The sequence below is a fragment of the Rhizobium sp. OAE497 genome (assembly GCF_040546565.1).
Lineage (GTDB): Bacteria > Pseudomonadota > Alphaproteobacteria > Rhizobiales > Rhizobiaceae > Rhizobium.
Window position 1 is genome coordinate 698016 of record NZ_JBEPOA010000003.1, and the last position, 22086, is coordinate 720101.

General features: G+C 58.3%; 23 protein-coding genes and 2 pseudogenes. 10 read left to right on the forward strand and 15 right to left on the reverse strand.

The window, feature by feature from the left end:
• Positions 1–176: 176 nt before the first annotated feature.
• Positions 177–1415: a phosphoglycerate dehydrogenase gene (serA, locus tag ABIE40_RS30040; RefSeq protein ID WP_199629774.1), complete on the reverse strand. Its 1239-nt coding sequence runs from the start codon at positions 1413–1415 to the stop codon at positions 177–179.
• Between the two features lie 2102 nt (positions 1416–3517).
• Here serA and ABIE40_RS30045 point away from each other — a divergent pair.
• The 4 genes from ABIE40_RS30045 (at position 3518) to ABIE40_RS30060 (ending at position 6700) form a co-directional block, all read left to right on the forward strand.
• On the forward strand, positions 3518–3865 hold the full coding sequence (locus ABIE40_RS30045; RefSeq protein ID WP_246777685.1) for a hypothetical protein: 348 nt from the start codon (positions 3518–3520) through the stop codon (positions 3863–3865).
• 294 nt (positions 3866–4159) lie between these two features.
• On the forward strand, positions 4160–4447 hold the full coding sequence (locus ABIE40_RS30050) for a hypothetical protein (protein WP_199629773.1): 288 nt from the start codon (positions 4160–4162) through the stop codon (positions 4445–4447).
• Positions 4448–5188: 741 nt separating this feature from the next.
• A complete protein-coding gene (locus ABIE40_RS30055) occupies positions 5189–6127 on the forward strand; it encodes a CDP-diacylglycerol diphosphatase (protein ID WP_354541245.1) in 939 nt (312 codons plus the stop codon).
• Positions 6128–6565: 438 nt separating this feature from the next.
• Positions 6566–6700, forward strand: coding sequence for a hypothetical protein (locus tag ABIE40_RS30060; RefSeq protein WP_354541246.1), 135 nt, complete (start codon positions 6566–6568; stop codon positions 6698–6700).
• A 1292-nt stretch (positions 6701–7992) separates the two neighbouring features.
• Here the strand turns inward: ABIE40_RS30060 and ABIE40_RS30065 are convergent.
• The 7 genes from ABIE40_RS30065 to ABIE40_RS30095 all read right to left on the reverse strand — a co-directional run bounded on the left by ABIE40_RS30065 (position 7993) and on the right by ABIE40_RS30095 (position 15005).
• Positions 7993–9327, reverse strand: coding sequence for a PQQ-dependent sugar dehydrogenase (locus ABIE40_RS30065; RefSeq protein WP_199629802.1), 1335 nt, complete (start codon positions 9325–9327; stop codon positions 7993–7995).
• A 7-nt stretch (positions 9328–9334) separates the two neighbouring features.
• A complete protein-coding gene (locus ABIE40_RS30070; protein WP_199629772.1) occupies positions 9335–9778 on the reverse strand; it encodes a DUF2231 domain-containing protein in 444 nt (147 codons plus the stop codon).
• 450 nt (positions 9779–10228) lie between these two features.
• Positions 10229–10381 carry a hypothetical protein gene (locus ABIE40_RS30075; RefSeq protein ID WP_199629771.1) on the reverse strand — a complete coding sequence of 51 codons (153 nt, stop codon included), beginning with the start codon at positions 10379–10381 and terminating at the stop codon, positions 10229–10231.
• Positions 10382–10658: 277 nt separating this feature from the next.
• Entirely contained in the window at positions 10659–12146 is a 1488-nt protein-coding gene (gene amyA, locus ABIE40_RS30080) for an alpha-amylase (RefSeq protein WP_199629770.1), read from the reverse strand.
• A gap of 691 nt (positions 12147–12837) precedes the next feature.
• Positions 12838–13164 carry a hypothetical protein gene (locus ABIE40_RS30085; RefSeq protein WP_199629769.1) on the reverse strand — a complete coding sequence of 109 codons (327 nt, stop codon included), beginning with the start codon at positions 13162–13164 and terminating at the stop codon, positions 12838–12840.
• Positions 13165–13408: 244 nt separating this feature from the next.
• Complete coding sequence (locus ABIE40_RS30090; RefSeq protein WP_199629801.1) at positions 13409–14731, reverse strand: type II toxin-antitoxin system HipA family toxin; 1323 nt, start codon at positions 14729–14731, stop codon at positions 13409–13411.
• A complete protein-coding gene (locus ABIE40_RS30095) occupies positions 14721–15005 on the reverse strand; it encodes a helix-turn-helix transcriptional regulator (RefSeq protein WP_199629768.1) in 285 nt (94 codons plus the stop codon). Before ABIE40_RS30095 ends, ABIE40_RS30090 begins: the two co-directional genes overlap by 11 nt.
• 961 nt (positions 15006–15966) lie before the next feature.
• Between ABIE40_RS30095 and ABIE40_RS30100 the strand changes: the two are divergent.
• The 3 genes and pseudogenes from ABIE40_RS30100 to ABIE40_RS30110 form a co-directional block, all read left to right on the forward strand.
• Positions 15967–16163, forward strand: a pseudogene (locus ABIE40_RS30100) (glycosyltransferase); the annotation flags it as partial.
• 27 nt (positions 16164–16190) lie between these two features.
• Positions 16191–16349, forward strand: a complete 159-nt coding sequence (locus tag ABIE40_RS30105) for a hypothetical protein (RefSeq protein WP_354541276.1) — start codon at positions 16191–16193, stop codon at positions 16347–16349.
• Positions 16350–16355: 6 nt separating this feature from the next.
• Positions 16356–16841 (forward strand): hypothetical protein, encoded by a 486-nt coding sequence (locus tag ABIE40_RS30110; protein ID WP_246777683.1) that lies wholly within the window; start codon positions 16356–16358, stop codon positions 16839–16841.
• A gap of 187 nt (positions 16842–17028) precedes the next feature.
• Here the strand turns inward: ABIE40_RS30110 and ABIE40_RS30115 are convergent.
• A pseudogene (locus tag ABIE40_RS30115) lies at positions 17029–17146 on the reverse strand (conjugal transfer protein TraH); the annotation flags it as partial.
• Positions 17147–17173: 27 nt separating this feature from the next.
• Between ABIE40_RS30115 and ABIE40_RS30120 the strand changes: the two are divergent.
• Both ABIE40_RS30120 and ABIE40_RS30125 read left to right on the forward strand, forming a co-directional pair.
• Positions 17174–17599 (forward strand): chemotaxis protein CheW, encoded by a 426-nt coding sequence (locus ABIE40_RS30120; protein ID WP_199629767.1) that lies wholly within the window; start codon positions 17174–17176, stop codon positions 17597–17599.
• 258 nt (positions 17600–17857) lie between these two features.
• Positions 17858–18067 carry a hypothetical protein gene (locus ABIE40_RS30125; RefSeq protein WP_199629766.1) on the forward strand — a complete coding sequence of 70 codons (210 nt, stop codon included), beginning with the start codon at positions 17858–17860 and terminating at the stop codon, positions 18065–18067.
• Positions 18068–18370: 303 nt separating this feature from the next.
• Here ABIE40_RS30125 and ABIE40_RS30130 read toward each other — a convergent pair whose 3' ends face one another.
• The 6 genes from ABIE40_RS30130 to ABIE40_RS30155 form a co-directional block, all read right to left on the reverse strand.
• Positions 18371–18973 (reverse strand): hypothetical protein, encoded by a 603-nt coding sequence (locus ABIE40_RS30130; protein ID WP_199629765.1) that lies wholly within the window; start codon positions 18971–18973, stop codon positions 18371–18373.
• A gap of 118 nt (positions 18974–19091) precedes the next feature.
• Complete coding sequence (locus tag ABIE40_RS30135; RefSeq protein WP_199629764.1) at positions 19092–19331, reverse strand: hypothetical protein; 240 nt, start codon at positions 19329–19331, stop codon at positions 19092–19094.
• Between the two features lie 7 nt (positions 19332–19338).
• A complete protein-coding gene (locus tag ABIE40_RS30140; protein ID WP_199629763.1) occupies positions 19339–19698 on the reverse strand; it encodes a hypothetical protein in 360 nt (119 codons plus the stop codon).
• Between the two features lie 221 nt (positions 19699–19919).
• Positions 19920–20174, reverse strand: coding sequence for a hypothetical protein (locus ABIE40_RS30145; protein ID WP_199629762.1), 255 nt, complete (start codon positions 20172–20174; stop codon positions 19920–19922).
• A 243-nt stretch (positions 20175–20417) separates the two neighbouring features.
• Positions 20418–20669: a hypothetical protein gene (locus ABIE40_RS30150; protein ID WP_199629761.1), complete on the reverse strand. Its 252-nt coding sequence runs from the start codon at positions 20667–20669 to the stop codon at positions 20418–20420.
• On the reverse strand, positions 20666–20995 hold the full coding sequence (locus ABIE40_RS30155) for a helix-turn-helix transcriptional regulator (protein ID WP_199629800.1): 330 nt from the start codon (positions 20993–20995) through the stop codon (positions 20666–20668). Before ABIE40_RS30155 ends, ABIE40_RS30150 begins: the two co-directional genes overlap by 4 nt.
• A gap of 376 nt (positions 20996–21371) precedes the next feature.
• On the opposite strand from ABIE40_RS30155, the gene ABIE40_RS30160 reads away from it, so the two are divergent.
• On the forward strand, positions 21372–21599 hold the full coding sequence (locus ABIE40_RS30160; RefSeq protein ID WP_199629760.1) for a hypothetical protein: 228 nt from the start codon (positions 21372–21374) through the stop codon (positions 21597–21599).
• Positions 21600–22086: the final 487 nt, after the last annotated feature.

Sequence of the window (22086 nt, forward strand, 5' to 3'; positions counted from 1 at the left end):
AGGACTGGATCGTTCCGCCATCCATCGTCCAGGCAGGCCGGCAGCTTCCACGATCGCTCCAGGCGGACCGAATGACGGGCTTCACAGGACCTAGACGCCCGGCTCTCCATAACGAATATTGTGACGGAGGGCGCTGGCGCTGCCATCGGGGTAGCCGGCCGCAATCGCTTGCGCTGTTAGTAGACCAGTCTCGTCCGTATTGTTCCTGGTATCGCGCGCAGCGCATGGAGGATCTCGTCCGCCGTCTTGGAAGCGCCTTCGGCTTCGATGACGACATAGCCGGTATCACCGTGGGTTTGCAGAAACTCGGCGACGATGTTCAACCCGCGCGAGGCAAAGATCTCATTCAGCTGGATAAGGATCCCGGGGCGATTTTCGTGAACGTGCATGAAGCGGGTGCCATTTGGGCGCTCGGGTAACTGAACCTGCGGGAAGTTTACAGAACCCATGGTCGAACCGATATCGGAATACTCGACCAGCTTCCTCGACACTTCGCCGCCGATGCGCTCCTGGGCCTCCTCGGTCGAGCCGCCGATATGCGGCGTGAGAATGACATTACTGAGACCCTGCAGGGGTGTTTCGAAACGCTCACTGTTGGATGCCGGCTCCCTGGGAAAAACGTCGATGGCGGCACCCGCAAGATGACCGTCCTTGAGAACCCTTGCGAGTGCCTCGAGATCGACCACGGTTCCCCGCGAGTTATTGATGAAGATTGCGCCTTTCTTCATGCGACGCAGTTCCGGTTCGGAAATCATGTTGTTGGTCGATGCGGTCTCAGGGACATGCATCGTCACATAGTCAGAGATCTCAAGCAGTTCGCCGAGTGAAGCCATCGATTCCGAGTTTCCGCGACGCAGCCGGTCTGAAAGGTCGAAATAGCGTACGACCATTCCCATGCTCTCGGCCAGGGCGCTCAGCTGCGAACCAATGTTGCCGTAGCCGACGATGCCGAGGGTCTTTCCACGGACCTCGCGGCTGCCGACAGCCGATTTCTCCCAGCCGCCCTGATGCGCGGACGCTGAACGCGGGAAGATCTGCCGGGTCAACATGATGATTTCGCCAATGACGAGCTCTGCGACCGAGCGGGTATTTGAATAGGGCGCGTTGAATACCGGGATCCCGCGCCGGCGAGCAGCTTCAAGATCGACCTGGTTCGTACCGACAGAAAAGCAGCCAACGGCGATGAGTTTCTTGGCGGCGTCAAAAATCTTTTCGGTCAGCTGCGTGCGAGACCGGATGCCGATGATGTGGGCCTCGGCGATATGTCTTTTGAGCTCGGCATCGTCGAGTGCCTTGGGCAAATGAACAAGGTTCGTGTAGCCGCTGGTCGAAAAATAATCCACGGCGCTCTGGCTGATGCCCTCAAGGAGAAGGACGGAGATTCGGTCGCGCGGAAGGGAAAGGTGTGGTGTCATGTGGGTTTCACTTTGTTAGCCAGGCCGGGTCGAAATCCAGTCCCATCATGGGCTTTCCAGCACAGACGTTATCTGTATCACCTGAACGGGTTTTCTGCATCCGCCCGGTGTTTGCTGGTATCGAGCTGTCATCGGGCTTCGCTCAAACATTGACAGCTGTCAAGGTTTGCCCAGGCCTTCGTCGTCCTGGTTCTCACGGCCCTCGTTGGGATCATAAAGTCATGCGCTGGGCGAACGGCTGGTCCCTACTCGACCTAAGGTCGAACCCTGACGAAGCACAAGCCACCATGGGAAGCGTTCGATCAGCTCTTATCCTTGAAGGGGGACCAACCAATAACCGGAGCCGTCCTGGGGCTTCGACATGCCCGGCCATATGCCCAGGGCGCTGTCGCCGCATTCGAAACGTTGATCGATAAGGTCGTGAACAGGCAACCGCTGGAGCTCGAACATTTCAGGAGCCGCTTCGGCGGGGCAGGCCGTTGCTATCCGCCGAGCTGGGCGCAGCTCGACCATTGGGAAACGTGTAGGCGCCAGGAAGCATCCTGAGTTTGACGATGAGAATTTTTGGCTGTCCCTTGATATTGGCGATCTGCCTGTCGCTCCTCATGTGGGGCGGCATTATTTCCGGCGCGGTCTGGATGTTGAGCGACGGAACCGACTACGGATTCACTGCCGGCACAAAGTGATATGACCGTTGTCCACTGCACTTGCGGTGCCCGTGGGAGCGAGGTCGTCCTCCTGATGGAAGCGGTACCCGGTGCATTTCATCAGGAAGCCACCCAATCAGCCGACGGCAAGTGCCTGGACAGCATTGACACCGTCAAATTGGTCTAAGATCGCTCCGATTTCGAACTCCAGCGCCGCCAACTGGAGGCTTGTCGTGGTGGATAACATGCAAAGGTGCATAAGTTCCCGTGAAGATGTTCGCCACCCCGCCAGCCCTGCATGCTATTCGTAAAACGACGGGAGCCGGAGAGTTTGATTACTCCCCGGCTCCGTGAGGCCAACTTGGCTTCGGTTAGCGGCAAACCTTGGTCGTCCGCGAAACTCGCTCGCCATCCCGATAGGTTACAACTCGTTTCGTGAAGCAACCCGCCGGGTGTCGACGATAATCTTCCCGTACCAGCCGTGCTCTCCGATTATTATCCCAGCCACGGTGGTGGCCACGTTCCCAGCCGCGATGCAGTCGAGGACCGTCATCAGTGCGAATGACGACGGTGTCAGCATAAGAAGCTGCCGGGACCGCAATAATGGACGAGAAAGCGACAGCGACAGCAAGAATAATTTTCTTCATGGGGCCTTACCTCAAGTGCTCAGACCGCAATAAAATGATTGTCAGGTTTTTAGGTTCCACAAGTAATCTCATATAAGACTTCAGTCTGAGCAGGCGTCAGACCATTGGCGGACCTTCGATTGAGCGAATGGCGCTCCTGTTTCCTTTTGCTGATTTGCAATGTTTCGAACCACTTGCGGCGATCCCAGTTCCCGCGTGATGATGAGCGTCAACGGAACTGCGATATGGGCTTTTTGTAGCAGGCGTTTGCAAAGCCGGCTGACACGGCCATGCCCATAAGTTTGCATCCGACCGTGCCATCATCATCTGTGCGCGGTTTCTTCAGCCAATGAAACCCGATGCATCAGTGCAGCGGGCCCCGCAAGAACTCGCGGCGTTCGCGCGCTGCTCCTGTGATTTCCGCAGCTTTGGCTCGAGCATCGGCCAACGGCTTAGGGACCCAGTAAGCTGCCACCTTTGCTGCGGGCCAGCTTCGCACAGACTTCAAGATGATGAACAAAGGGGCGCCTCATTCAATCCTCTAATGTGACTTCCCAGCACATGGCTAATATATCAGGAATGAAGCCTTTGGCGTGATGCGTCCGTGACAGTCATTCACCGGACTAGCCCACCGCCGCAGCCCTTTGTCCCTTCCGACCGTGAAGGTGACGTACACTTCGCGATCCCCGATAAGTCATATGCCGATTGATCAGGAGATAGAGATGCTGGAAATGCTCGCAGGAAAACGCGGGCCCGAGTCAAACTTCTGTTCGCGGCTCTGCTTTCGGCGGGGTAGATCGACGCCGACCATGGGCTTACGGAGCGTGGCTTGGCCGCATTGGAGGATGACGAACCGACGGGCAAGGAGACTAAAGGCCGTAACGAAGGGCGCTTCGCCGCCATCATTCGGCGTATCAGATGTGATCCGCGAGAAGTGGGTTTTGACACGGTAAACAATCAAGAATATTTCACGAGCATGACGCATCGTGGCAGACCAAAAATGGATCTGGAACAGCTTATGGTCCGGCTTTTCGCCGGTCAGAAGGAGCGCATCGACGCCGCCGTCGGAACGAACAGGCGCTCGGAATTCATCAGAAAGACCATCGAGGCAGAATTGCAGCGGCTCGAAGCTCGCCGGCAGGATGCGAAACCTCGTCAGCGTACAACCATCAAATAACGTGATAGAAAATGGCCCCCAGCTTTACCAATTTGCCGATCGAACAGCTCACGGAGTATTGCCAGTTCATCTCTGCGATTAGGTCGCACAAAATTCGAAGCATCAGGTGAAAGTTCGATCGAGAGAACATGAGCAATGACACCAAAATTACCCTGCTCCGGCATAAGATGAAGCTTTCGCAGATCTGGATAGAGCAAATTGATCTCGGCGTTTTGTCCGGTGATAGCGACCTTCGCAGCCTATACAAACATCATTTCGTCCATCTCAAGAAACCTCAGTTGTAGGAGGCGTTCCATGACCGACGTCGTTAAGGTCCCATCCATTTATGATCGCGATCACAACGATTGCTGCGTTGTAAAGCACCCGTATCCGGATCTGCACGCTGAATGGCTTGCGGTTTACAATGAGAGAACCGGCAAGTTCAAGTTGGACGACAAGGGCAAGGTCCGGCGGTATTCGCAACAATTATTGTCCTCCGCTGGCTTTGACGCTGCGGATGATAGCGCCTGGTTCCGCGAGATGCCGCACCTGGCTCATATTAAAAAATACGCGCCGTTGTCAGCAAATGGGGATGAGGCATGATCGGCACCATCATTCTTCTCGAAAGCTGCAGCCACGCTGCATAAGGCCGATTCAGCGGCGCTGAAGTCGGAAAGCCAGATTGATTCCTTGTAGACCAATCCAACGGTAACGAGGCAAACGGCGGTCTCGCATGAAAAAGCTGACATGGCCGGGGAACGCCGCCGATGCGTTGGACTACCCCATCCTTTTGGCGCTCCCGTCCAGGATGATGATGATAAGGGCGCTCTTTTCAGCCGCTCGGCTCTAGACCGGCTTCCACCGCCCCAATCAGCGAACCAAAAGACCCGCTGGCGTGTGCCAGCGGGTCTCAAGCTGATGGGTATCAGGGGAGGCGGTTGGTCTGAAAGCCGCCATCCAGATTCAACCACGATGCCGAGATATCGTCCAGCCTGGGGGCGGCTCGATCATCCGAGTGGTTACCAATTTCTACCGACGCCACCGCCTGATCGTCCCCTTTTGGCCGTATGTGAATAATAGGCAACGTTGGGATCAAGGGCGGGTTATGAGCCTCGGTTGGGAAGTGCCGTCTTGCCGACGACGCCACCTGCGGTGAAACTCAACGTTGCTGACCTCATGGCCTGAATATCTTCTCTCGATGGCAAACGCGCTGACGCAGCGTGTCCCGGATAGCGCTATCAACGCTGCCTTGTCCTTCCATGCCTCGCAGCGATGAAAGATGATCGTGAACACGCGCCGATCGCTCGGAAGCTTTGCCTCCTGCGGCTCAATAGGAACGTGCGCTTGCGTTCCCAATCTCCTTATGAAGAGGCAAGTTATAATATTACCAGGCTGTCAACCGCGGAAGAGACTACCGAAACCGGTATCCGGATCGACGTCACGAATTTGAGATTGGACATTGGCCGTTCCCACGATAAGAGCTTCAGGCGACCAGCTCTTTGGATCGGTGGTGGTCATTTCACAAACTTACTCGGCAACCTCATGACGTTCCGACTTCTGCCTCTTACAATTGCGCTGACGCTCGTCGCGGCCGGGAGTATGTCGTTCTCGAGCCGGGCGGCACTCGGGATCGTGCTCAAGACTTGCGAGGTCAGCTACGAGCTGTCGGGAGGAGCGTTTCCCTGTCTTAAGGTAGTGGAGGGGAAGGTGCCGCTGTCCTCATACGCCGTCCTGCGTGAGCCGACGGCTGGCGAGCGCACAATCTTCACACCGCTTTCGGCGCTAAGCGCTATAGAGGACCCGCGGCTTTTGGATCCTGCCACTCCCAATTACTTCGCTATGGCGTGGCAAGAGAGATCGCTTGGCATTCCCGCAACGCGGCAGGCTTGGGACGACGCGGCACTGGCGATCAATGCCGCAATCTTCCGCACACAAGACCATCTGCACATTCATATCGGATGTGTGAAGCCACGCGTAAAAAACGCTCTCGCCAGGTCGACCATTAGCGCCGTGCGGTTCGAGCGCCTGAAGCTGAAGCTGGAAGGACAGCTCTACTGGGCACTTTTCGTTCCCGGCGACGGACTAGCTAGCGTCAATCCGGTTCAGGTCGTCGCAAGCGAGATCCCGGGGGCGGCGCGCAACATGAAGGGTGTGACAATCGGAGTTATCGGCGGTGAACACCCCGATGGCACAAGGGGCATCTACATCCTAGCCAATGTCATGACTTCGTTGCCTCGCCATCCTGCGGCGGCGGAAGATCTCGTCGACCCAAAGTGCAGTTAAGTGGGCTACTCGCGCTGGTGAACACGGCCGAGTGCCGATTTCGATGAAGCCGCAGCTTTGTTCCGAGATGATCACGCCCTTTGATTCCGTGAGGACCGCGCTCCTTTTCCAGGAGGTCTGCAGGTAGGTATCGCCGTGAATACGCTGAGGCGAAGCGTCAAGCGCTCGGGGAAAATCTCTTAATAATCTGATTGACGACCACCGGTGGGGCCACACAAAAGCCGCATCATTATAAGCATTTGGCTCTCGGCAGGGCGACTCGAGACCGGCCTGCCATCTGGATCGACCCATCCGCTTTAAAGCCCGCAACCGTGACAGGACGCGGGCTTTATCGCGTTGAGCCGCGATGATATGGCGGGCCAGAAAATCTCATCTAGCCATAGGATGTAGTCCATATAGCAAATTGCGGTTCACCGGGTTCACCGGCATGTTCGCGCCATGGAAGCAATGCCTCTTTACATGCGCCTGTCGTGGGCGGCCGCCATCGTTCTTTTCACACTGATCGGCATGTGGGTGCTCGATGATTTTCTCATCAACGTCGAGCAAGAGGTCGAGTATCTTCAAGATGGCTAGCCGAATGGATGCTCACACCAATGAGGAAGGCACTGATCATCACCTCTACCGGCATGGGGCTCGCGGTATCGATACTTCGAATTCGGACCGACCTCGCTTATATTCTGATCAGCCGAAAGGCCTGAGGCTGGCGGTCTTTACGCTCTTCCTCACGGTACTGGCCCTGGGCGCCGTCGCCTTATCGTTCAGTGTCAGCGTTTTTAATTAAGCAGCCTTCTGGCTGCACTGCAGCTGGATTATCTGGTGCCGGCCGTGAAGGTGTGATCCACGCCGTCTGACAGAAGCAAGATGCCTCCTCCGATGATCCCGCCCCACATCAGGAGCGAAATCGCGGTTGCCAGAAGCAGGAACTTGGCGCGATTCGTCATGCCGTATAGGTTACCCTTAGGGCGAAGGCCAGCAACCGATGGTTCGCTATGGTACATATTGGCCGGTATGCCGTACCTGATCCCGCCAGCTTCAGAACCGCTCACCCACCATTGTCGCCAATAGGCATGGGTTAGAGGTGTAGCGTTTGCGATTTAAATCGGACCTAAGTCCGATAGGCGCACGGAATAGCTATCCCATCTCCCTTAGCGTCAACGGAGTGCAAAGCATGCTTTGGTGGGTTCTGACGGTATATCTTGTTCTTCAAGCGGCCATCTTCGCGGTCGTGGGCGCGATGGTGATTAAACACGTCCTGAGCAAGCGGCGAGAAGAAAGTAGGGTAACTGCAAATAACAACGTTGCCGAAGAGCAGGGAGCCAGGACCGCCGCGACGTCTTGAACCGTGGAAAAATTTACTTTTACGCAACGGCAGTTCCATTGCATCAAACTGATTGTGTACTAAGCTTTTTCCATGGCGTTGGAGGACGCTGCGGAGGGATCGACATGAGCATAAGCGACGCTGCTGCAGCCATCATTGTTTCATTCGAGCTTTCAGCGCTGATGTGGCTTTCCGCGTGGCATTTGGTGATCGGATAGCGGCGCAGTTCATGGGCGCTTTCGGTGGCATCTGAGATGGCTCGAACCGCACTGATTGTGTAGTTGTCTGTTCAGCCGGCAGCGTCCAAATCTCCAACTCTGTCCGCCCCATCGCCGCTCCTTCCCGGACCGCATCGATAAATGCTCGAAGAGCCGGTGCCACCTGCCGTTGTTGCCGATAGCAGATGAACCAGCCAGGAAATGGCGCGGGCCGCGCATCGAGACAACTTACCAGTCACCCATCCGGCCCTGGCCTGATTGCCGATCTCGATGCCATAAACACCAATTGAAGCTGATGCAGCCGGGCGGCAAAGCCCGGCTGAAGACTGCTATTGCGCGGAAACGCGCCAGACGGTATTGCCGACATCATCGGCAACCAGCAGCGCCCCCGATTTATCGAGTGCCACGCCAACCGGGCGGCCGCGGGCCTGCTCTTGGTCATCGAGGAAACCAGTCACCACATCCTTGGGCGAACCGTCAGGCTTGCCGCCATTGAAGGGCACGAAGACCACCTTGTAGCCGTTGAAGGCGTTGCGGTTCCAGCTTCCATGCTCACCGACGAAGGCGCCGCTGGCATAGTCCTGCGGCAGGCTGGTACCCTTGCTGAAAGCCATACCGAGCGGCGCCACATGCGAGCTCAGCGCATAATCGGGCGCGATCGCCTTGGCAACCATATCCGGCCGCTGCGGCATGACGCGCGGATCGACATTCTGGCCGTAGTAGCTGTAGGGCCATCCGTAGAACGCGCCGTCCTTCACCGAGGTCATATAGTCCGGCACCAGATTCGGCCCGAGTTCGTCTCGCTCGTTGACCACCGTCCACAAGGCCTTGGTCTGCGGCTCGATGCTCAGCCCGTTCGGATTACGCAGGCCACTTGCATAGATGCGATGGCGGCCGGTCTGCCGGTCCACTTCCCAGATCGCAGCGCGATCCTTTTCGGCCTGAATGCCATTCTCGGTGATATTGCTGTTCGAGCCGACCCCGACATAGAGCAGAGAACCGTCCTCGTTGGCCGTCAGGCTCTTCGTCCAGTGATGGTCGATCGGCCCGCCGGGCAGTTCGGTCAGAACTATGCCGGGATCGTTGATCTTGGTTTCGCCGGGTACATAGGGATAGCGCACGATCGCATCCGTGTTGGCGACGTAGAGATCATTGCCGACAAGGACGACGCCGAAAGGCGAGTTGAGGTGATCGAGGAAAACGTCATGAACCTCGGCGACACCGTCGCCATCGGCGTCCCTCAGGAGCGTGATGCGGTTGCTCGCCTCGTTTCCACCACCGCTTCCCCCCGTCGCGAATGACTGGACGAAGCCCATAATGAGGTCTTTGGGGCGCTTGGCGGATGCCTCCGGCGGTGCGACAGATTCGACGGCTAGGATATCGCCGTTCGGGAGCGTATAGACCGAGCGGGGATGCTTGAGGCCGGAAGCGAGCGCCTGGATCTTCAGCCCGCTTGCGACCTTCGGCGTCTCGCCATCCTTCCAGCCGACGACCTTTGCCACATGCATCGGCGGGATGAGATATTGCGATTGCTCCGGCAACTTCGGATTGGGGCCAATTTCGCTGCCAGGATCAGGCTCGTCGCCGCTGCATCCGGCAAGGAGCAGTGCGGTGGAGGCAAGCAGGACCGCAGCGGGAATCGCGTGGCGCGCAACGGAGTGCATGGTCATCTCAATATCCTCCCGCTATGCGCCGTTCTGTGATCGATCCACAGACGGCGACGACGATCATCAGCACGAAGGCGATCACCGACAGCGCCAGGCCTGTCGGAACAACGGAGGTCCAGGCGTCGCGGCTATGGACGAAGGCGTTGAAGAGCGAGACGACGAATACGGCAATGTTGCCGAGCACGTAAAGCAACGCCGCCCCACCCGCAAGGCGGAAACGGCCGCGTGCGAGATCGACAAGGCCCGCAAGCAGAGCTAGCCCGCCAAGCAGCAAACCGGCCGTCAGCAGCCAGGCCGAGAAATTCGCCCAAGTCATCTCCGCTGTCTGCGAATAGGCGATGTCTGTGATCAAAGCGCCGGTGAAACACGCGGCGGCGAAATGCAGTGGGATGGCGCGCAGCGACGCGCTGTAGCGCTGAATTGGAATTCCTGAAGTTGAATATGTCATGGTCCTCACCTGAGCGGGGCCTTGCCCGCCGCGGATAAACCTTGCGGAATCCAGTTTGTTCCGGCGTTCACGCGATTGAGACGAGAGCGCAGACACCCGGGCCGGATGCCGGCGCCGCCAGTCTTCTGCCGCCTGCAGCGCGGTGGTGTTCCGCTTGTCGCTGAACGGCTTTCCGACAATGGCAAGCCGCTATAAAACCTTGCGGTACGGCGCGCGGGCGCGCCAGCAGCGCTTCCGCCGCCGAGCACCCCGTCGAAACGAAGCAGGTCGCGGCCTCTGCCCTGCGCCGCTGCTTTGTCGAAGGCTCCATTGTCGGCATCTGTTTCTCCTTCTTCTTCAGGGTAAGGAGCTTACCGAGCTCTTCCCATTGCGCCTTGTGCGTGTCAAGGTTTCGGAACCGAGCTTCTTCAGGTTCAGCAGCTTCCAGCGCACAGCGGGACGTTCTGCCGCCTATCGCAAGGCGATGGCTTCAATGTCCGGATCGCCGTCATGTAACGTCGTCAGGAATCGTTGGGCAGTCGCGACGAGGCGGGCGCCGACATCAGCGATCAGGCAATCCTTCGTTTCGATGAGATCGTCGGGAGTGAAGGGTATGGTTTTCATGCCGACGAATTCGCGGGCGCAGGTCTTATCGAGACTGCTGAGTGACGGCCGGAGCAGTTCGTGCGCCGGGCGGGGAGAGCTGGCAACAGGACAAAGAATGTGCGGAAGAGCTCGTCGGTGAGCCCTCCGTTCTCATAGAGGAGCTTAACGTCGAACAGGGACACGCCTCGCCGGCTCCACCGCCGCCCCCCAGTGGCGGATGATTCCGTCGCATCCGCCATTTCCTGGAGTGCGTGTAAACAGACGTTTGCAAGGGTGAGGGGGCTGATCTTTTGTCCTAAAGGCCGTCCCGGCACACCCAGACACTAACGCTTCCACCGTTTGTGGGGAAATCGCCGCGACCGTGTCGATCCGTAGTCACCTCAGCATCGTGATGACCGAGAAAGTCGACGAACGCCATATTTGCCTGGTCCGGACCAAGCTCAAGAGACAGATTTCCGGCGTCACCGTTAGACATGATCACCGCGCAACCGGGATCGGTATCAGTTCCCTGGCGGACGAAACCGATAACGTTGGGGCTTTCGAAGCGATCGATCTGAACGCCGTTGGCAAACCGCCTTCGGGCCTCAATTAGTCTCGGCAAGCAGCCGATCAGGGGCATCTGCACCTCCTGGTGGCTGCCGTCGTCTCCCGCATCGCTGTAATTGGCACCGTATAAGTCGGGATAGAAGACGCAGGGCGTTCCTTGTTCGCGCAGGAGGATCAAGGCATAGGCCAGGGGCTTGAACCACGGTTCAACCGCCGCTTCGAGCGACTGGAGAGGCTGCGTGTCGTGATTGTCGACCAGTGTCACCGCGTGCTCGGGAATGGAGGAAACGAGTGAACCGTCGAAGATCGTTCGCATGTCGAACTCTGCGCCCGCTTTGGAGGCCTCATGGAAGCGGTGGTGAAGCGCGACGTCAAAAAGCATCAGCTGACTGTCCACGAGGTCAAGATAGTTTGCGAGCGTCGCCATCTCGGGGTGCCAGTATTCAGCGACCACGAACAAGTCTGATCCGACGGTATCGCGCATATGGCCGACCCAGTCTTTGAAGAACCATGCCGGGATATGTTTCGCGGCATCCAACCGGAACCCCGATACAGGAACCTGTTCGGAGAACCAACGGCCCCAGTATTTCAGCTCCTCGTAGACAGCCCTGTTGCGGAATTCGACATCAGCGCCCATCAGATAGTCGAAATTGCCCAGCTCGTCATCGACTTCAACGTTCCATTGACCCTCGCCATACGCGTTCATAAGCCGGAACACTCCGGTCTCATCGGGCTCTTCGATGACGTCGACGCCGCTAAAACACTGCTTGTCCCATATGAACTCGGAGTGTTTGCCGGATCGTCCCGGAAACGTGAACCGGGTATGGGCGAGGGCCTCAATATCGTCTTCTTCGATCCGTGTCCGGTCGTCGGAATTCACGCGTCGGACGACGACGCGCTCCTTCTCGTCCGCTCCCATCTTGTGGTTCAGCACGACGTCATGGATCGGACGCAGGCCGTGGTCATTCAAGGCTTTGCAAGCTTTCTCAAGTGCATTTCTGTCGCCGTATTTTGTCGCGACGCTTCCCTTCTGGTCGAATTCGCCGAGGTCGAAGAGATCGTAGGTGTCGTATCCGACCGATTTTGCGCCGGAGGCGCCTTTGTAAGCTGGCGGCAACCAGACGTCGGTAATGCCCAACGCCGAAAGTTCGCCAGCTTTCTCGGCTACCTCATTCCAAAGAATGCCTTCGCCTGGCAAGTACCAGTGGAAAAATTGAAACAGCGTACGTTTGCTCATGTTGTTTCCGAGGTAAGAGCGCTTTGTTCGTGGAGCATCACAGGCGCGATGACAAAATAGGATCGGCCGCCAGTGGGGCTATCGGATTCGATGGGGAAGACGGCAGTTGGTCAGTAGTTCATGCAGTGTCGCAAATTGTCCAAACAATGCGAGAAGATCGCGCTCTTGCTTTTCGTCCAGTCCGTGTCGAGCAGCAAAGTCGAGTACTCGGAAAACCCGCCGATCTCGATCTGTCGCAATTGATTTTGTTTGGAAATGACTACTCATCAAATGGCCCCCGCTGAATGCGCCGTAAAAACGCCCACCCTGGCGATTGGTTCCGAACGACGTGATAAGGAGGATATTACCGAGCCGTCACGGCAGGGTAGCGTCCAGTCTGTGACTATCCGCAGCGCAGTGGCGCTTGCAAACAAGCTTGCCCGTATCGCTTGGGCAGTACAGCGGAAAAATCGCCCGTTCAATCGAACTCCTGGCATAGCGCAAGCATGGCAGGACCGGCTGCGCTTCACGCACAGCCCACGGGAAGGATTATAGATGGCCTGACAGTTGATCGGCGCGCGGAAAGGCGTTGGCGACGATGTCTTGCCTGAGCCGGGGCCGGCGAGGACGAGTGTTGCCTCCTCATCGGTCACGACGACAAGGCGCTGCTCCGGCGTCAGCTGGTTTTTCTCGATCGTGTCGAAGACGCCTTTCATGCCGGCGAGGTCTGAATCGATGATGCGCTCGATGGCAGCGCGGAGTACGTCGTCGGGATGTCTTGGAACGCCCGGACGGCGATGAGCTGTTGCGGCTCTTCTGAAAGGACGCCGTCAGGGATGGTGGCTGGCAAAGCGTTGATGATGGCTGTGGCCCGCGAGAGGAAGGGTGAGAGAAGGCAGGCGGCGGGGTAGCGGCGGGGCTGGCCAAGGCGCGCTATCACTTCGGACAGCGCAGTGAGTTCGCCTTGTGCCTCTTCGAATTGCCTGAGGAAGTGGGTGCGGAAGGCTTCTTTGGCCCGCAGAAATAAAGCCGGCGGCATTGTGCGGCGTGACGCCCGCCAATCTTGCGCTCCGGCCGCGGCCAGCGGTACGTCTATCGTGGTGAACCCCGATATGCGGTGATTTGCGCCGGGCCTGCCCATGATGAGAACGGCGCCTGGCGGCGGCTGCCGAGGAAGGTGATGCCGGAGGCGGTCTGCTCGGCAGCCCATGAGGCATGGCCGAGGGAGCGGAGGAATGCTCCCGGCCGGGCGCGTGTTTTGAGCTGCTTTGGCGCTGTCATCGTCAGGCGCCTGCGCTTGTGAGCAGCGCGTTGTGGGCGGTGCGGAAGGCGTCCTGCAGCGCCTTGTGGTTGGCGAGTCCTTCAAGGGCGTAGCTGTTGAGAAACTGGCGTCCGGCGAACAGCTTGCGGTCGACGGGGCTGAGGTCTGCTTCATCGCAGATCTCTTGCCAGAGCTTGGCGATGGTTATGATCTGTTGTTCGATGAGCGCGGCGGCTTGGGCCTCTTTCAGGTGATAGTCGGGCGCGGCAGCGAGCAGAGTGGCGAGCGTGCTGGCACGGCCCTCGCCCTTGATGAGCATGGCTTGGGTGGCTTCACTGCCGGTGCGGCCTTGCGGGCAGATGTCATAGGCCGGCGTGAGCGTGAGCATCTTGCCGTCCCAGAAGGCGGCGTGGTTGCGGGCGTGGTCGTCGGTATTGCCGCACAGCACGTTGAAGCAAATCCGCCCGTAGAGTTCCCTGAGCGTGTCTTTGGGGTTACTGAAGCGGTGGCGGATGAGTGCGGCCAAGTCTTCGTAGGAAGCGTAGCGGGCCATCATCTCATCGAGACCCAGCATGGTCAGGGCCGAGACCATGGCGCGGCGCGTCCAGCCGTCCTTTGTGTGGGTGCGGTCAAAGCGTTCGATCAGCAGCACGTCCTTATGGGCGGCGCTGGTCATCGACACGGGCGCGGCGTTAAGACCGCAGGCGGCTGCCAGCTTCATCGCGATGAATTCGGCCTTCGCAACGCTGTAGGTGTCGTTAGCGGCTGAGAATTTAGCGATGAATTTCCTTGTGCCGTCGTCGATGAGCGCCTTGGGACGCGCGCCGCCGATCGACGTGCCGTGATTGAGGGCCTGGTCGAGCGCCGGGGTCAGGGGGACGCCTTTTTCGATAAGGGCGGCTGCCTCCATGAGCTCGTCAAGCGATGCCTGTGCGGCAAGGCGGGGGACATACTCCGTGGCCGACGCCTGGAAATCGAGGGCGCCAATCCGGTCGGAGCCTGACTGGAGCAGGAAGGTCAGCTCGCTGATCTCGGGTACGCCGGCAGCATCAGGTTTCTTACCCGTCAGCCTGTTGATGATGACGCGGCGGCCCCACGCATCCGGCGAGCCGTCGCGAATGCAGCTCGCCATCGACAGGCCGTTGATGGGCGCAATGACGCCCTCCTGAAGGGGCAGTTCAGGCTCGTAGATGGGGATGGCGCTCTTACGGCGGCGGTAGCTGGCGCCGTAGGTAAAGAGCAGGCGCTCGCCATCCTGGTCGAGGCGGCCGGCGACCACTGGTTCCGTCGCCCCGGGCAGCCACATCCAGACAAAGGCTTCGGTAGCGTCCGCCTTAGAAGTCATCATCGACCTCCTTCACGGCGTGGCGGACGCTCTTGGGCAGCAGGGTCAGTTTTTCGTCAAGGCGGGCATTGTGCATCTGAAGCATGCGCTCGTCATAGTCGAACAAGCGCACGCCGACGATTGAAGCGACCTCGAAAACGATGCCGATCTCGGGGCCGGGAGCGCCTTTTTCGATGCTGGATAGGGTCGTGCGGCTGATGCCGGCGCGGTCGGCCAGTTCCTGCGCGGTCAGGCCGCGCCCGGCCCGGCCGACGCGGATCAGCTTGCCGAGCATGGCGAGCGCTTGGTGCGTGACTCTGGAGTAGCTTCTCTGACGGGGCACGGCTATACCTGCTTGTTCATTTGAGTGGACATGAGGCTTCTCCTCGCGTCCAGAATTTTGTACATTGTGCCATGAGCTCGGTGGACAGTCAAGGATTGTTCATTTGATTGGACATAAGGCTATCTCGTGAACAGGATTTTGAACAAAATTGGGTGCCGGGGGCGGTCAGGCTATCCGCGTTCGGGTAAAGCGCCTGAGGCAGCCGTCGCCAAAGCCTGCGCTTTCTGCAGAGCAGTCTCAAATACTGGTGAAGGCCCGTGATGTAGGTGATGGCCTGTGACCTGCGCTTCACCCCATTTATCAAAAGTGTAGCGCCAGATCTTATCCTGGGCCGCGTCTGCGCGGGGATAAAAGCGGTAGTCCCCATGACCAGCGCTGCGTATTATGGTGGATCACATCCTCTGCCGTCACGGACAGAAATTCGCTGTCATCGGCATGCATGGCCGGACCAAGCTGCTTCTGCAGGCTTTCCCAGGCTTCTTCACGGCTCTTCAAGTCGCGCCGTATCAGAGCGCGAATGTATTCGGCCCGAAAGCTGCCGGACGTGGAAAGTGGTGTAAGAAGGACCCGATCCGGTGGCAAGAAGCGGTCGCCCTCAAGCACAAGACGCGACCCAGCGCGCCCAATTAGTCAACAATGCAAATGCATAGAAAAAGGTTACAAGCACGATGGCAAATCCCGGGTCCAGGAGCATATCATTGATCTCTCATGCCGAGGCCAGCGCGGCTATTTGGCCAAACATATCGTGCGCGGCGGCGCGTGCGTGACGAACGTAGCACTGGGCCCGTTCCCGATCATCGTCGGTCCAAGCAGCCAGCCGGCTGAAGGTCTATTTCGGATCGGACTCATGCAGATGGCCGAGTCCGGCAGCGTCGAGCAGACGCTTGAGAGTGTGGTCCGAAACAAAGCCGACATGGACATCATCGTCGTTGACGATGCGTCAACGGACAATACGTGCGAAGTCGTCGAGCAATACATGCATGTCCATCAAAACATCAGGCTGCTTCGAAGCGAAACCAATACCGGCCGCGGGGCGCCCGCAACAGGGCGCTCGCGCTTGTCGATAGCGAATATTGCCTGTTCCATGATGCCGACGACCTTCTTGGCGAAGATGACATCAATACAGTGCTGCCGCTGATGGACAGCTCCGGTGTGGATGTCGCTGCCTTCAGATACAGCGTCCTCAGAACGGCCGACGAAATCCCCGGAGGGATGCCGCCGGTCGACAAGAACATATGGGACGGCGTGCTTGGCGATCGTGAGAGTGCCATTGTCGAACTGGATGAGGCCGCATAGTTCCTGGTGACGATCAACTATCCCTGGAACGAGATCATTAGGACGTCATTCATCCGGTCGACGAACTGGCAATTTTCGACGGCGCGAATTAACGAGGACATCCTGCCGCATTGGGCTGCCTATATGAATGCCGGCAGGTTCCTGGCCATCAATACCAGCCTCACCACGCATCGGCTCGTTCCCGGCCGTGAGCAGCATACCAACACGTTTGACGAGCGCCGCCTCGAAATGTTCAAGGCACTTGAGGATGCCGAGAAGCTATTTGCCGAGAACCGGATTTTCAGGGCGAAATACTATCCTGTCTTTGTCATTTTCAAAGCGGGCCTGCTCGAATGGGTCAACCGGCAGATCAGGCAGGATCTGCGTAGCCTGTTTAGGGAATATGCCTCCTATTCCTACCGCAATTTTACGGACGAAGATTTCGACAGGGTCTATCGCATCAATCCGGGCATTGCACTTGGGAGCTATAGAACTAAACACTCTCACAGGTAGGTTTCGATCGGCTCGGGCCGATAGAGTACTGTGAGATTTTGTGGCGGCCTAAACTACCGAGACGGGTAGGCACTGACGGCTTCCGGTTCTCCGCTCGAGAAGCTTTCAGACATCCCAATCATCGAACTCAGGAGTACCTTCCTTTGAAGGACGAGCGTCTCGTTTGTCGTCGGCAACACGGGTGTGACTCGAACTGACCTGTGTTCCAGACGTAAACCGCATCGTCGAAAATTTTGTGGAAAGACCTCTGCGCTCGTGGGGTTTCCGTACCATTTTCTCACGATCCGAAGGATCTTGGCGAACAAGGGCGGCGACAGCTGGGAGGAATTCTGATGTCCAGCATGAGCACGAACCTGAATGAGCAGACGACGCTGGACATCATCTCATTCCAGCTTGACGCACAAACATTCTGCATCGAGACGACGTCCGTCCGCGAAATCCGCGGATGGGGAGCCTTGCCACATACGTCGCCCGAGGTTCTTGGCGTCATCAACCTGCGCGGCACGGTTATTCCGACGATCGATCTTGCCCGTAAACTGGGAATGCGCCCGTGCGAAACCACGGAAAGTAGCGCGATTGTAGTCGTGGAAGTCCACGGCAGGCCATCAGCGGCGTCTCCCGTAACCGGCAGGCGCCGCTTTTTTTTGGCCACGACCAATAATCAAGGAACAATCTATGGAAGACACAGCAACGGGCAACCAGCCGACCTATTCGACGTGGCTAGACTTTCGGTCCGCAACCGGCGGGACGACGAATAATGGCTGCAACTAACCTCGAAAAGCTAGTCGTCCAGCAGCCAGCAAATCGAGGGGCTCGTTGAAACCGTACAAAGACCGCATGGAGATCCTGACGGACGGCGCGCGCTACCTGCCAGATGGCACTGTCGTCGAAATCACCAGCAAGGTTCGGGCTTCGGCTTTCGCACCGCTGGCAATCACCGGCAGCGGCTCGGTTGCCGCGATCGATCGGCTGGCGCCGCAGAGGCAACCGGCTCCGTTGATGCCACGCTGGCCGTTTTGGAGACCTCGCTTGCAACGATAGGCGGGGAGGGCATCGCCAGCGACAGCCCGGTCAATATCGCCATCGGCGCGATTTCGGACACCTATCGTCCCGTGACGCTGTATTTCGCCACTTTCGAAGAGACCGGAGCGCCGGCGCCGTTTGTGCTGCACAAGATGCCGTTGGGCTTCGGTCAGGCGAGTACCCGCTGCATGAGAAGATGCTAGCTCAAGACTGGTTATCGCTCGGGATGTGCGGGCCGTTCATGTTCGAGTATATGCGAGCTCGCAAGCGGCCGAACCCAGCCGATCCTGACGCCGAACAGATCTATTGCGTCGGCGGTCACCTGGATCTGACAATTGCCCGCGCTGACGCGAGTATGAGCAGCGCCGCTTGGTGACTTGAGCAGATGCTGTCGGATGTAAGATCGATCCGTTGTCGGCCTAGCCATCAAAGGGCTCGCCGGTGTTTGCCGGCGGGCTCGTCCTTACACCTCGACAGGTCAAGCGGCTTTCAACAACCCAGACAGACTAGTGCGCGGCGGCTTCCGTCGGTGCGGACGAGGCGCCCGCATCGCCGTTTGCGGCGGGAGTCTGATCCGATGCGCCAGCGCCTGCTTCATTAACGCCACCATCGGCCGCCGAACCGGTCTGCCCTGCATCATCACTTTCGGTCGGCGAGGCCGAGCTGCCATCGGTATGTACGGTCGTCTGCTGATTGCGATCGTCTGTCATTGAGGTTGGCACATCGGTGGCAGGCGCGCTTCGGAGTGATCGAGCCAGGGTCGTTCGAACATGGGGCTTGGGCGCAGCTCTCTTCGATGGATCGGTCAACACAAAAATTCGTCCTGTTCGGTCCCGAACCTTGAGGTGACCGTTGTTGTCGTAGGCTACAATCACGCCAACACCACCCGAAATGCGGCTATCGACGACAACCCGCATGCCCCCAACACTTTCGACGTGCAGGCCGGGCCATCCGTACGCCGGCTTAGCCTGTTTGGGCTTGGGCGTGTCCGAGCGGTTGGTGTCGGTACGAGAGTCATTATGGCGGCAGGACGCATAGGCCATGTTACAGGCGTTTGCGGCGACCGGCAGCATGATCGCCAAGATTGCCGCTGCGAAGGTTTTGTGCATCGAATTTCCTCTAATGATTGAGGAAATCAGTAGCGGAAATCGATTTGTAGGCTATAGCTAAATCTTACGATTGCTATCGCTCGTCGCTCCATCCGCACCCAAACTCGAAGGGCGCAACCTACTTCTCCCTACGCTTGCTGATTTCTCCCAGGGTGCCGAGCATCAGTGCGGCAAGGAAGCCATAAACGCCTCGATCTATGATTGCTCCGGAGCTCGCCGCCGTGCCGCCGTATCGGCGCAGCGCTTCCTCGTACGGGCCCAGGAACTCGGTCGCGATGCCGAGGCCGGTGATGATTCTCAGGACGCTGCCAACGAGGACGATCCACGCCGCAATGGTGATTAGCTTGGTGAAGATCATTCGGCGCTCAACTCTTTTTGGCCGATGGCTTTGACGGCTTTTCTTCAAGGTTCTTCGGTAGCGGCGTGCTTGAACAACGCAGGTGCATCTCTCGGGCGAATGCCTTACGCTTTTCCTCCTGGCTGGCATCCGCCGCAGCGGCGAGAGGAAGGCCGAACGGCCCTAACAAGATACCAGATGCCAGGCCGATAGCCATGCGGCCGCCGACCTTGTCGTCGTAGTTAAGCGCTTGCAGGCGGATCTCTTTGCACTCCGCGCTGTTGAATTTCGGATCGGTGACGGTCAGCGTGCCAGCGTATTTTTGCGGCGTAGGCGTGCACGACGACAGGACGGCAAGGCTTGCCGCTATTACAACCAGTTTCTTCATGATGTTCCCCAGTTCCTGCTTGAGATCTAGCAGCAACTTGAGGACGCGTTTAGCAGCGAGATAAACAACCCACCGACTTTTTGGGTGTTTGGGCGGTAACGCAGAAAGCCCGCCGAGGTGGTTGCTCAGCGGGCTTTCTGGTCCCTCAGTTGGTGGGCGTAGCGACACACCGGTGTCTGCGGCGCGCGTTTGCCCAAGGTCGTCCGCCACCTGCACAGATATCAGCGCCAATAGCGGCGATAATCGTAGTCCAATGCCGCAGATTTGCGGCCGAGAATGTAGCCGATGCACAGGCCGATTGCGCCGACCGTCAGCGCGAGGCCAGTTGCTGTGTGCGGATGTTCGGCTGCGCCGACAGCCACTGCGCTCGTCTCGCGGCGGACAGCGTCCACAGCATCAGATGCCGCTTTGCGAACGCCTGTCGGCGGCTCAGTGGGGGTTCCGGTGAAGCCGGTTGTCAGATCGTCCTTAGCCATTGTCTTCCTCCAGGAGTTTGAGTTGGTGGAAGAACTGGGGAAAGGCAGGGATGGTTCCGTAACTGTTTCAACCATGTTGCCTTATCGTGTCTGTGTCGAGAACGTGAGATGTCCCGACACGAAGACCAAAGGCATGATACCCTAGAAGCCCGTTGCCACCCCCGGCGGCGGGCTTCTTATTCCGAGCGACATCCAGCGTACTGCTGCGCTTCACGGCACAGACGCAATCGTGTGAGGGATGCCTCATTCCGCAATGAGAGCAGCCAGCACGGCCAGATCCTTCCGCTTTATCTCGTCGTCGACGTCGTCGTTCTTGTTGGCGTGGAACCAGTCTGCAACGGCCTTGACCCGTGCGCCTTGCGGCTCGGGATATAAGCCGAGGCGGGTTGCCCACTCGCGGACCGTCTCGCGCTCCATGCGGCCGGCTAGATACCGGTCGTGGACAGTCTTGGCGGATGCTAGGAGGTCAGTGGTGGCTTTGGGTGTGTGGTTCATCCGCCGGCACCGGGAGGCGCGTCGTTCTCAAACATGTCCTTGTATTGAATGGTCTCGTCTTCGTTAGTGTCGATAGAAGCACCGGCCGGCGCGAAAAGACGGACACCAGGCCCGCCGCTTCCGCTGTAAGTACCGTCAATGAAGGTGACGCCGGCAGCCTGGAGGGCGCGCGCTATAGCAGCGAGATTATTTGCGCCAGGCGTCCGCCGGCCTTTCTCGAAATCGATAATCACGCCACGCGATACGGAAGCGCGAGCTGCGAGCTCGTTTTGGTCTAATTCCAATAGGGCACGAGCGGCTCTGCACTGCGACGGAGAAATCGACATAAAGTCCAACGTTGGATCTAGTGCTGACAGAAAGGCTGATATCTGACATAAAGTCTTACATTGAACTTCCGCACTTGGCAACGAGGAGCCGCCAGGACGGCCTAGTCGAAGTACGCTTCTATTTCGGTGTCAAAGGAAGGAAGAAGGTCCAGCTTCGCGAGAAGCAGGGCACGGCCGCGTTTCTGCGCGAATATGCATGCGCCGAAAAGGGCATCCCCTATAGCGACGCTTCAGTCATCGCGGACTCGGCCAAGCCCGTTGTCGCGCGGTCGTTCCGTTGGCTCTGCCAGCAGTATTTCAAGCGAGCCGATGAGTCGCCGGCGCCATTTGCATCAAGCATGGCGACAAGCCTTTCGAACTCCTCGAGAGAAAGCATGTGACTGCTATTCGAGACACGCGGATCGACAGTCCGGAGGCTGCCAACAACATCGTCACGGCGATCAGCGCTCTCTATGCGTGGGCCATCGAGGTGGGCGAGGCGAAGGTCGATCCGTGCAACGGCATCAAGCGGCTCAAGTCAGGCGAGGGATGGCATTTGCTACCTAATTGCGGACCTTATCATGAAGGACGTCGGACCTGCTGGGCGAACAGGATTATCGGCTGATTTGTTTGGACGGGTGCCTGACGAACCGCGTCGGTGCTGATGAAATACAAGTAGGGCGCTCAACCCGAAGACGGGGAGCGCCCACACGTGTTGCTCGAAAACGCGAAAGCCGCGCGATGCAGCAGGCGTCTCGAAGGGCCTGCTCATTATAGGCTCGCCTCAGGTGGAGAAAGATAAGCTGGCGCATAGCAGCTATGCGCCTTCCATCGCTAAGTACTCATGCGAGGCGATGGAATTTGCATGAGGGACGTCAGGTGATGGGCTGCATCATAAGGGTCGCGAAAGACCTGTCGTGCTGATCCTACGGTCCTGGTGGAGCCACTTCGCACCGCGAAGTCTCTGTAGAGACGCCCGGTGCCTGGTTCTTGCTTCAGCCAAGCATGCGGAACCGGTTCGCCATCTGCCCGGCGGCAAACAACGAGCGCCGGTTCGGGACCTTTCAACGTCTTGACGACGTGGTGCTCCAAGAAGCCCGTCAAGGCTTCGA

Excerpts from the sequence above, each read along its gene's own strand:
- ABIE40_RS30075 (WP_199629771.1), bottom strand. The coding sequence starts at position 10,381 with ATGAAAACCATACCCTTCACTCCCGACGATCTCATCGAAACGAAGGAT.
- ABIE40_RS30155 (WP_199629800.1), bottom strand. The coding sequence starts at position 20,995 with ATGTCGATTTCTCCGTCGCAGTGCAGAGCCGCTCGTGCCCTATTGGAA.
- ABIE40_RS30120 (WP_199629767.1), top strand. The coding sequence starts at position 17,174 with ATGTCCAGCATGAGCACGAACCTGAATGAGCAGACGACGCTGGACATC.
- ABIE40_RS30070 (WP_199629772.1), bottom strand. The coding sequence starts at position 9,778 with ATGACATATTCAACTTCAGGAATTCCAATTCAGCGCTACAGCGCGTCG.
- ABIE40_RS30150 (WP_199629761.1), bottom strand. The coding sequence starts at position 20,669 with ATGAACCACACACCCAAAGCCACCACTGACCTCCTAGCATCCGCCAAG.
- ABIE40_RS30065 (WP_199629802.1), bottom strand. The coding sequence starts at position 9,327 with ATGCACTCCGTTGCGCGCCACGCGATTCCCGCTGCGGTCCTGCTTGCC.
- ABIE40_RS30105 (WP_354541276.1), top strand. The coding sequence starts at position 16,191 with ATGGACAGCTCCGGTGTGGATGTCGCTGCCTTCAGATACAGCGTCCTC.
- amyA (WP_199629770.1), bottom strand. The coding sequence starts at position 12,146 with ATGAGCAAACGTACGCTGTTTCAATTTTTCCACTGGTACTTGCCAGGC.
- ABIE40_RS30060 (WP_354541246.1), top strand. The coding sequence starts at position 6,566 with ATGGAAGCAATGCCTCTTTACATGCGCCTGTCGTGGGCGGCCGCCATC.
- ABIE40_RS30145 (WP_199629762.1), bottom strand. The coding sequence starts at position 20,174 with ATGGCTAAGGACGATCTGACAACCGGCTTCACCGGAACCCCCACTGAG.
- serA (WP_199629774.1), bottom strand. The coding sequence starts at position 1,415 with ATGACACCACACCTTTCCCTTCCGCGCGACCGAATCTCCGTCCTTCTC.
- ABIE40_RS30135 (WP_199629764.1), bottom strand. The coding sequence starts at position 19,331 with ATGATCTTCACCAAGCTAATCACCATTGCGGCGTGGATCGTCCTCGTT.
- ABIE40_RS30085 (WP_199629769.1), bottom strand. The coding sequence starts at position 13,164 with ATGCCGCCGGCTTTATTTCTGCGGGCCAAAGAAGCCTTCCGCACCCAC.
- ABIE40_RS30050 (WP_199629773.1), top strand. The coding sequence starts at position 4,160 with ATGACCGACGTCGTTAAGGTCCCATCCATTTATGATCGCGATCACAAC.
- ABIE40_RS30090 (WP_199629801.1), bottom strand. The coding sequence starts at position 14,731 with ATGACTTCTAAGGCGGACGCTACCGAAGCCTTTGTCTGGATGTGGCTG.
- ABIE40_RS30130 (WP_199629765.1), bottom strand. The coding sequence starts at position 18,973 with ATGCACAAAACCTTCGCAGCGGCAATCTTGGCGATCATGCTGCCGGTC.
- ABIE40_RS30095 (WP_199629768.1), bottom strand. The coding sequence starts at position 15,005 with ATGCTCGGCAAGCTGATCCGCGTCGGCCGGGCCGGGCGCGGCCTGACC.
- ABIE40_RS30140 (WP_199629763.1), bottom strand. The coding sequence starts at position 19,698 with ATGAAGAAACTGGTTGTAATAGCGGCAAGCCTTGCCGTCCTGTCGTCG.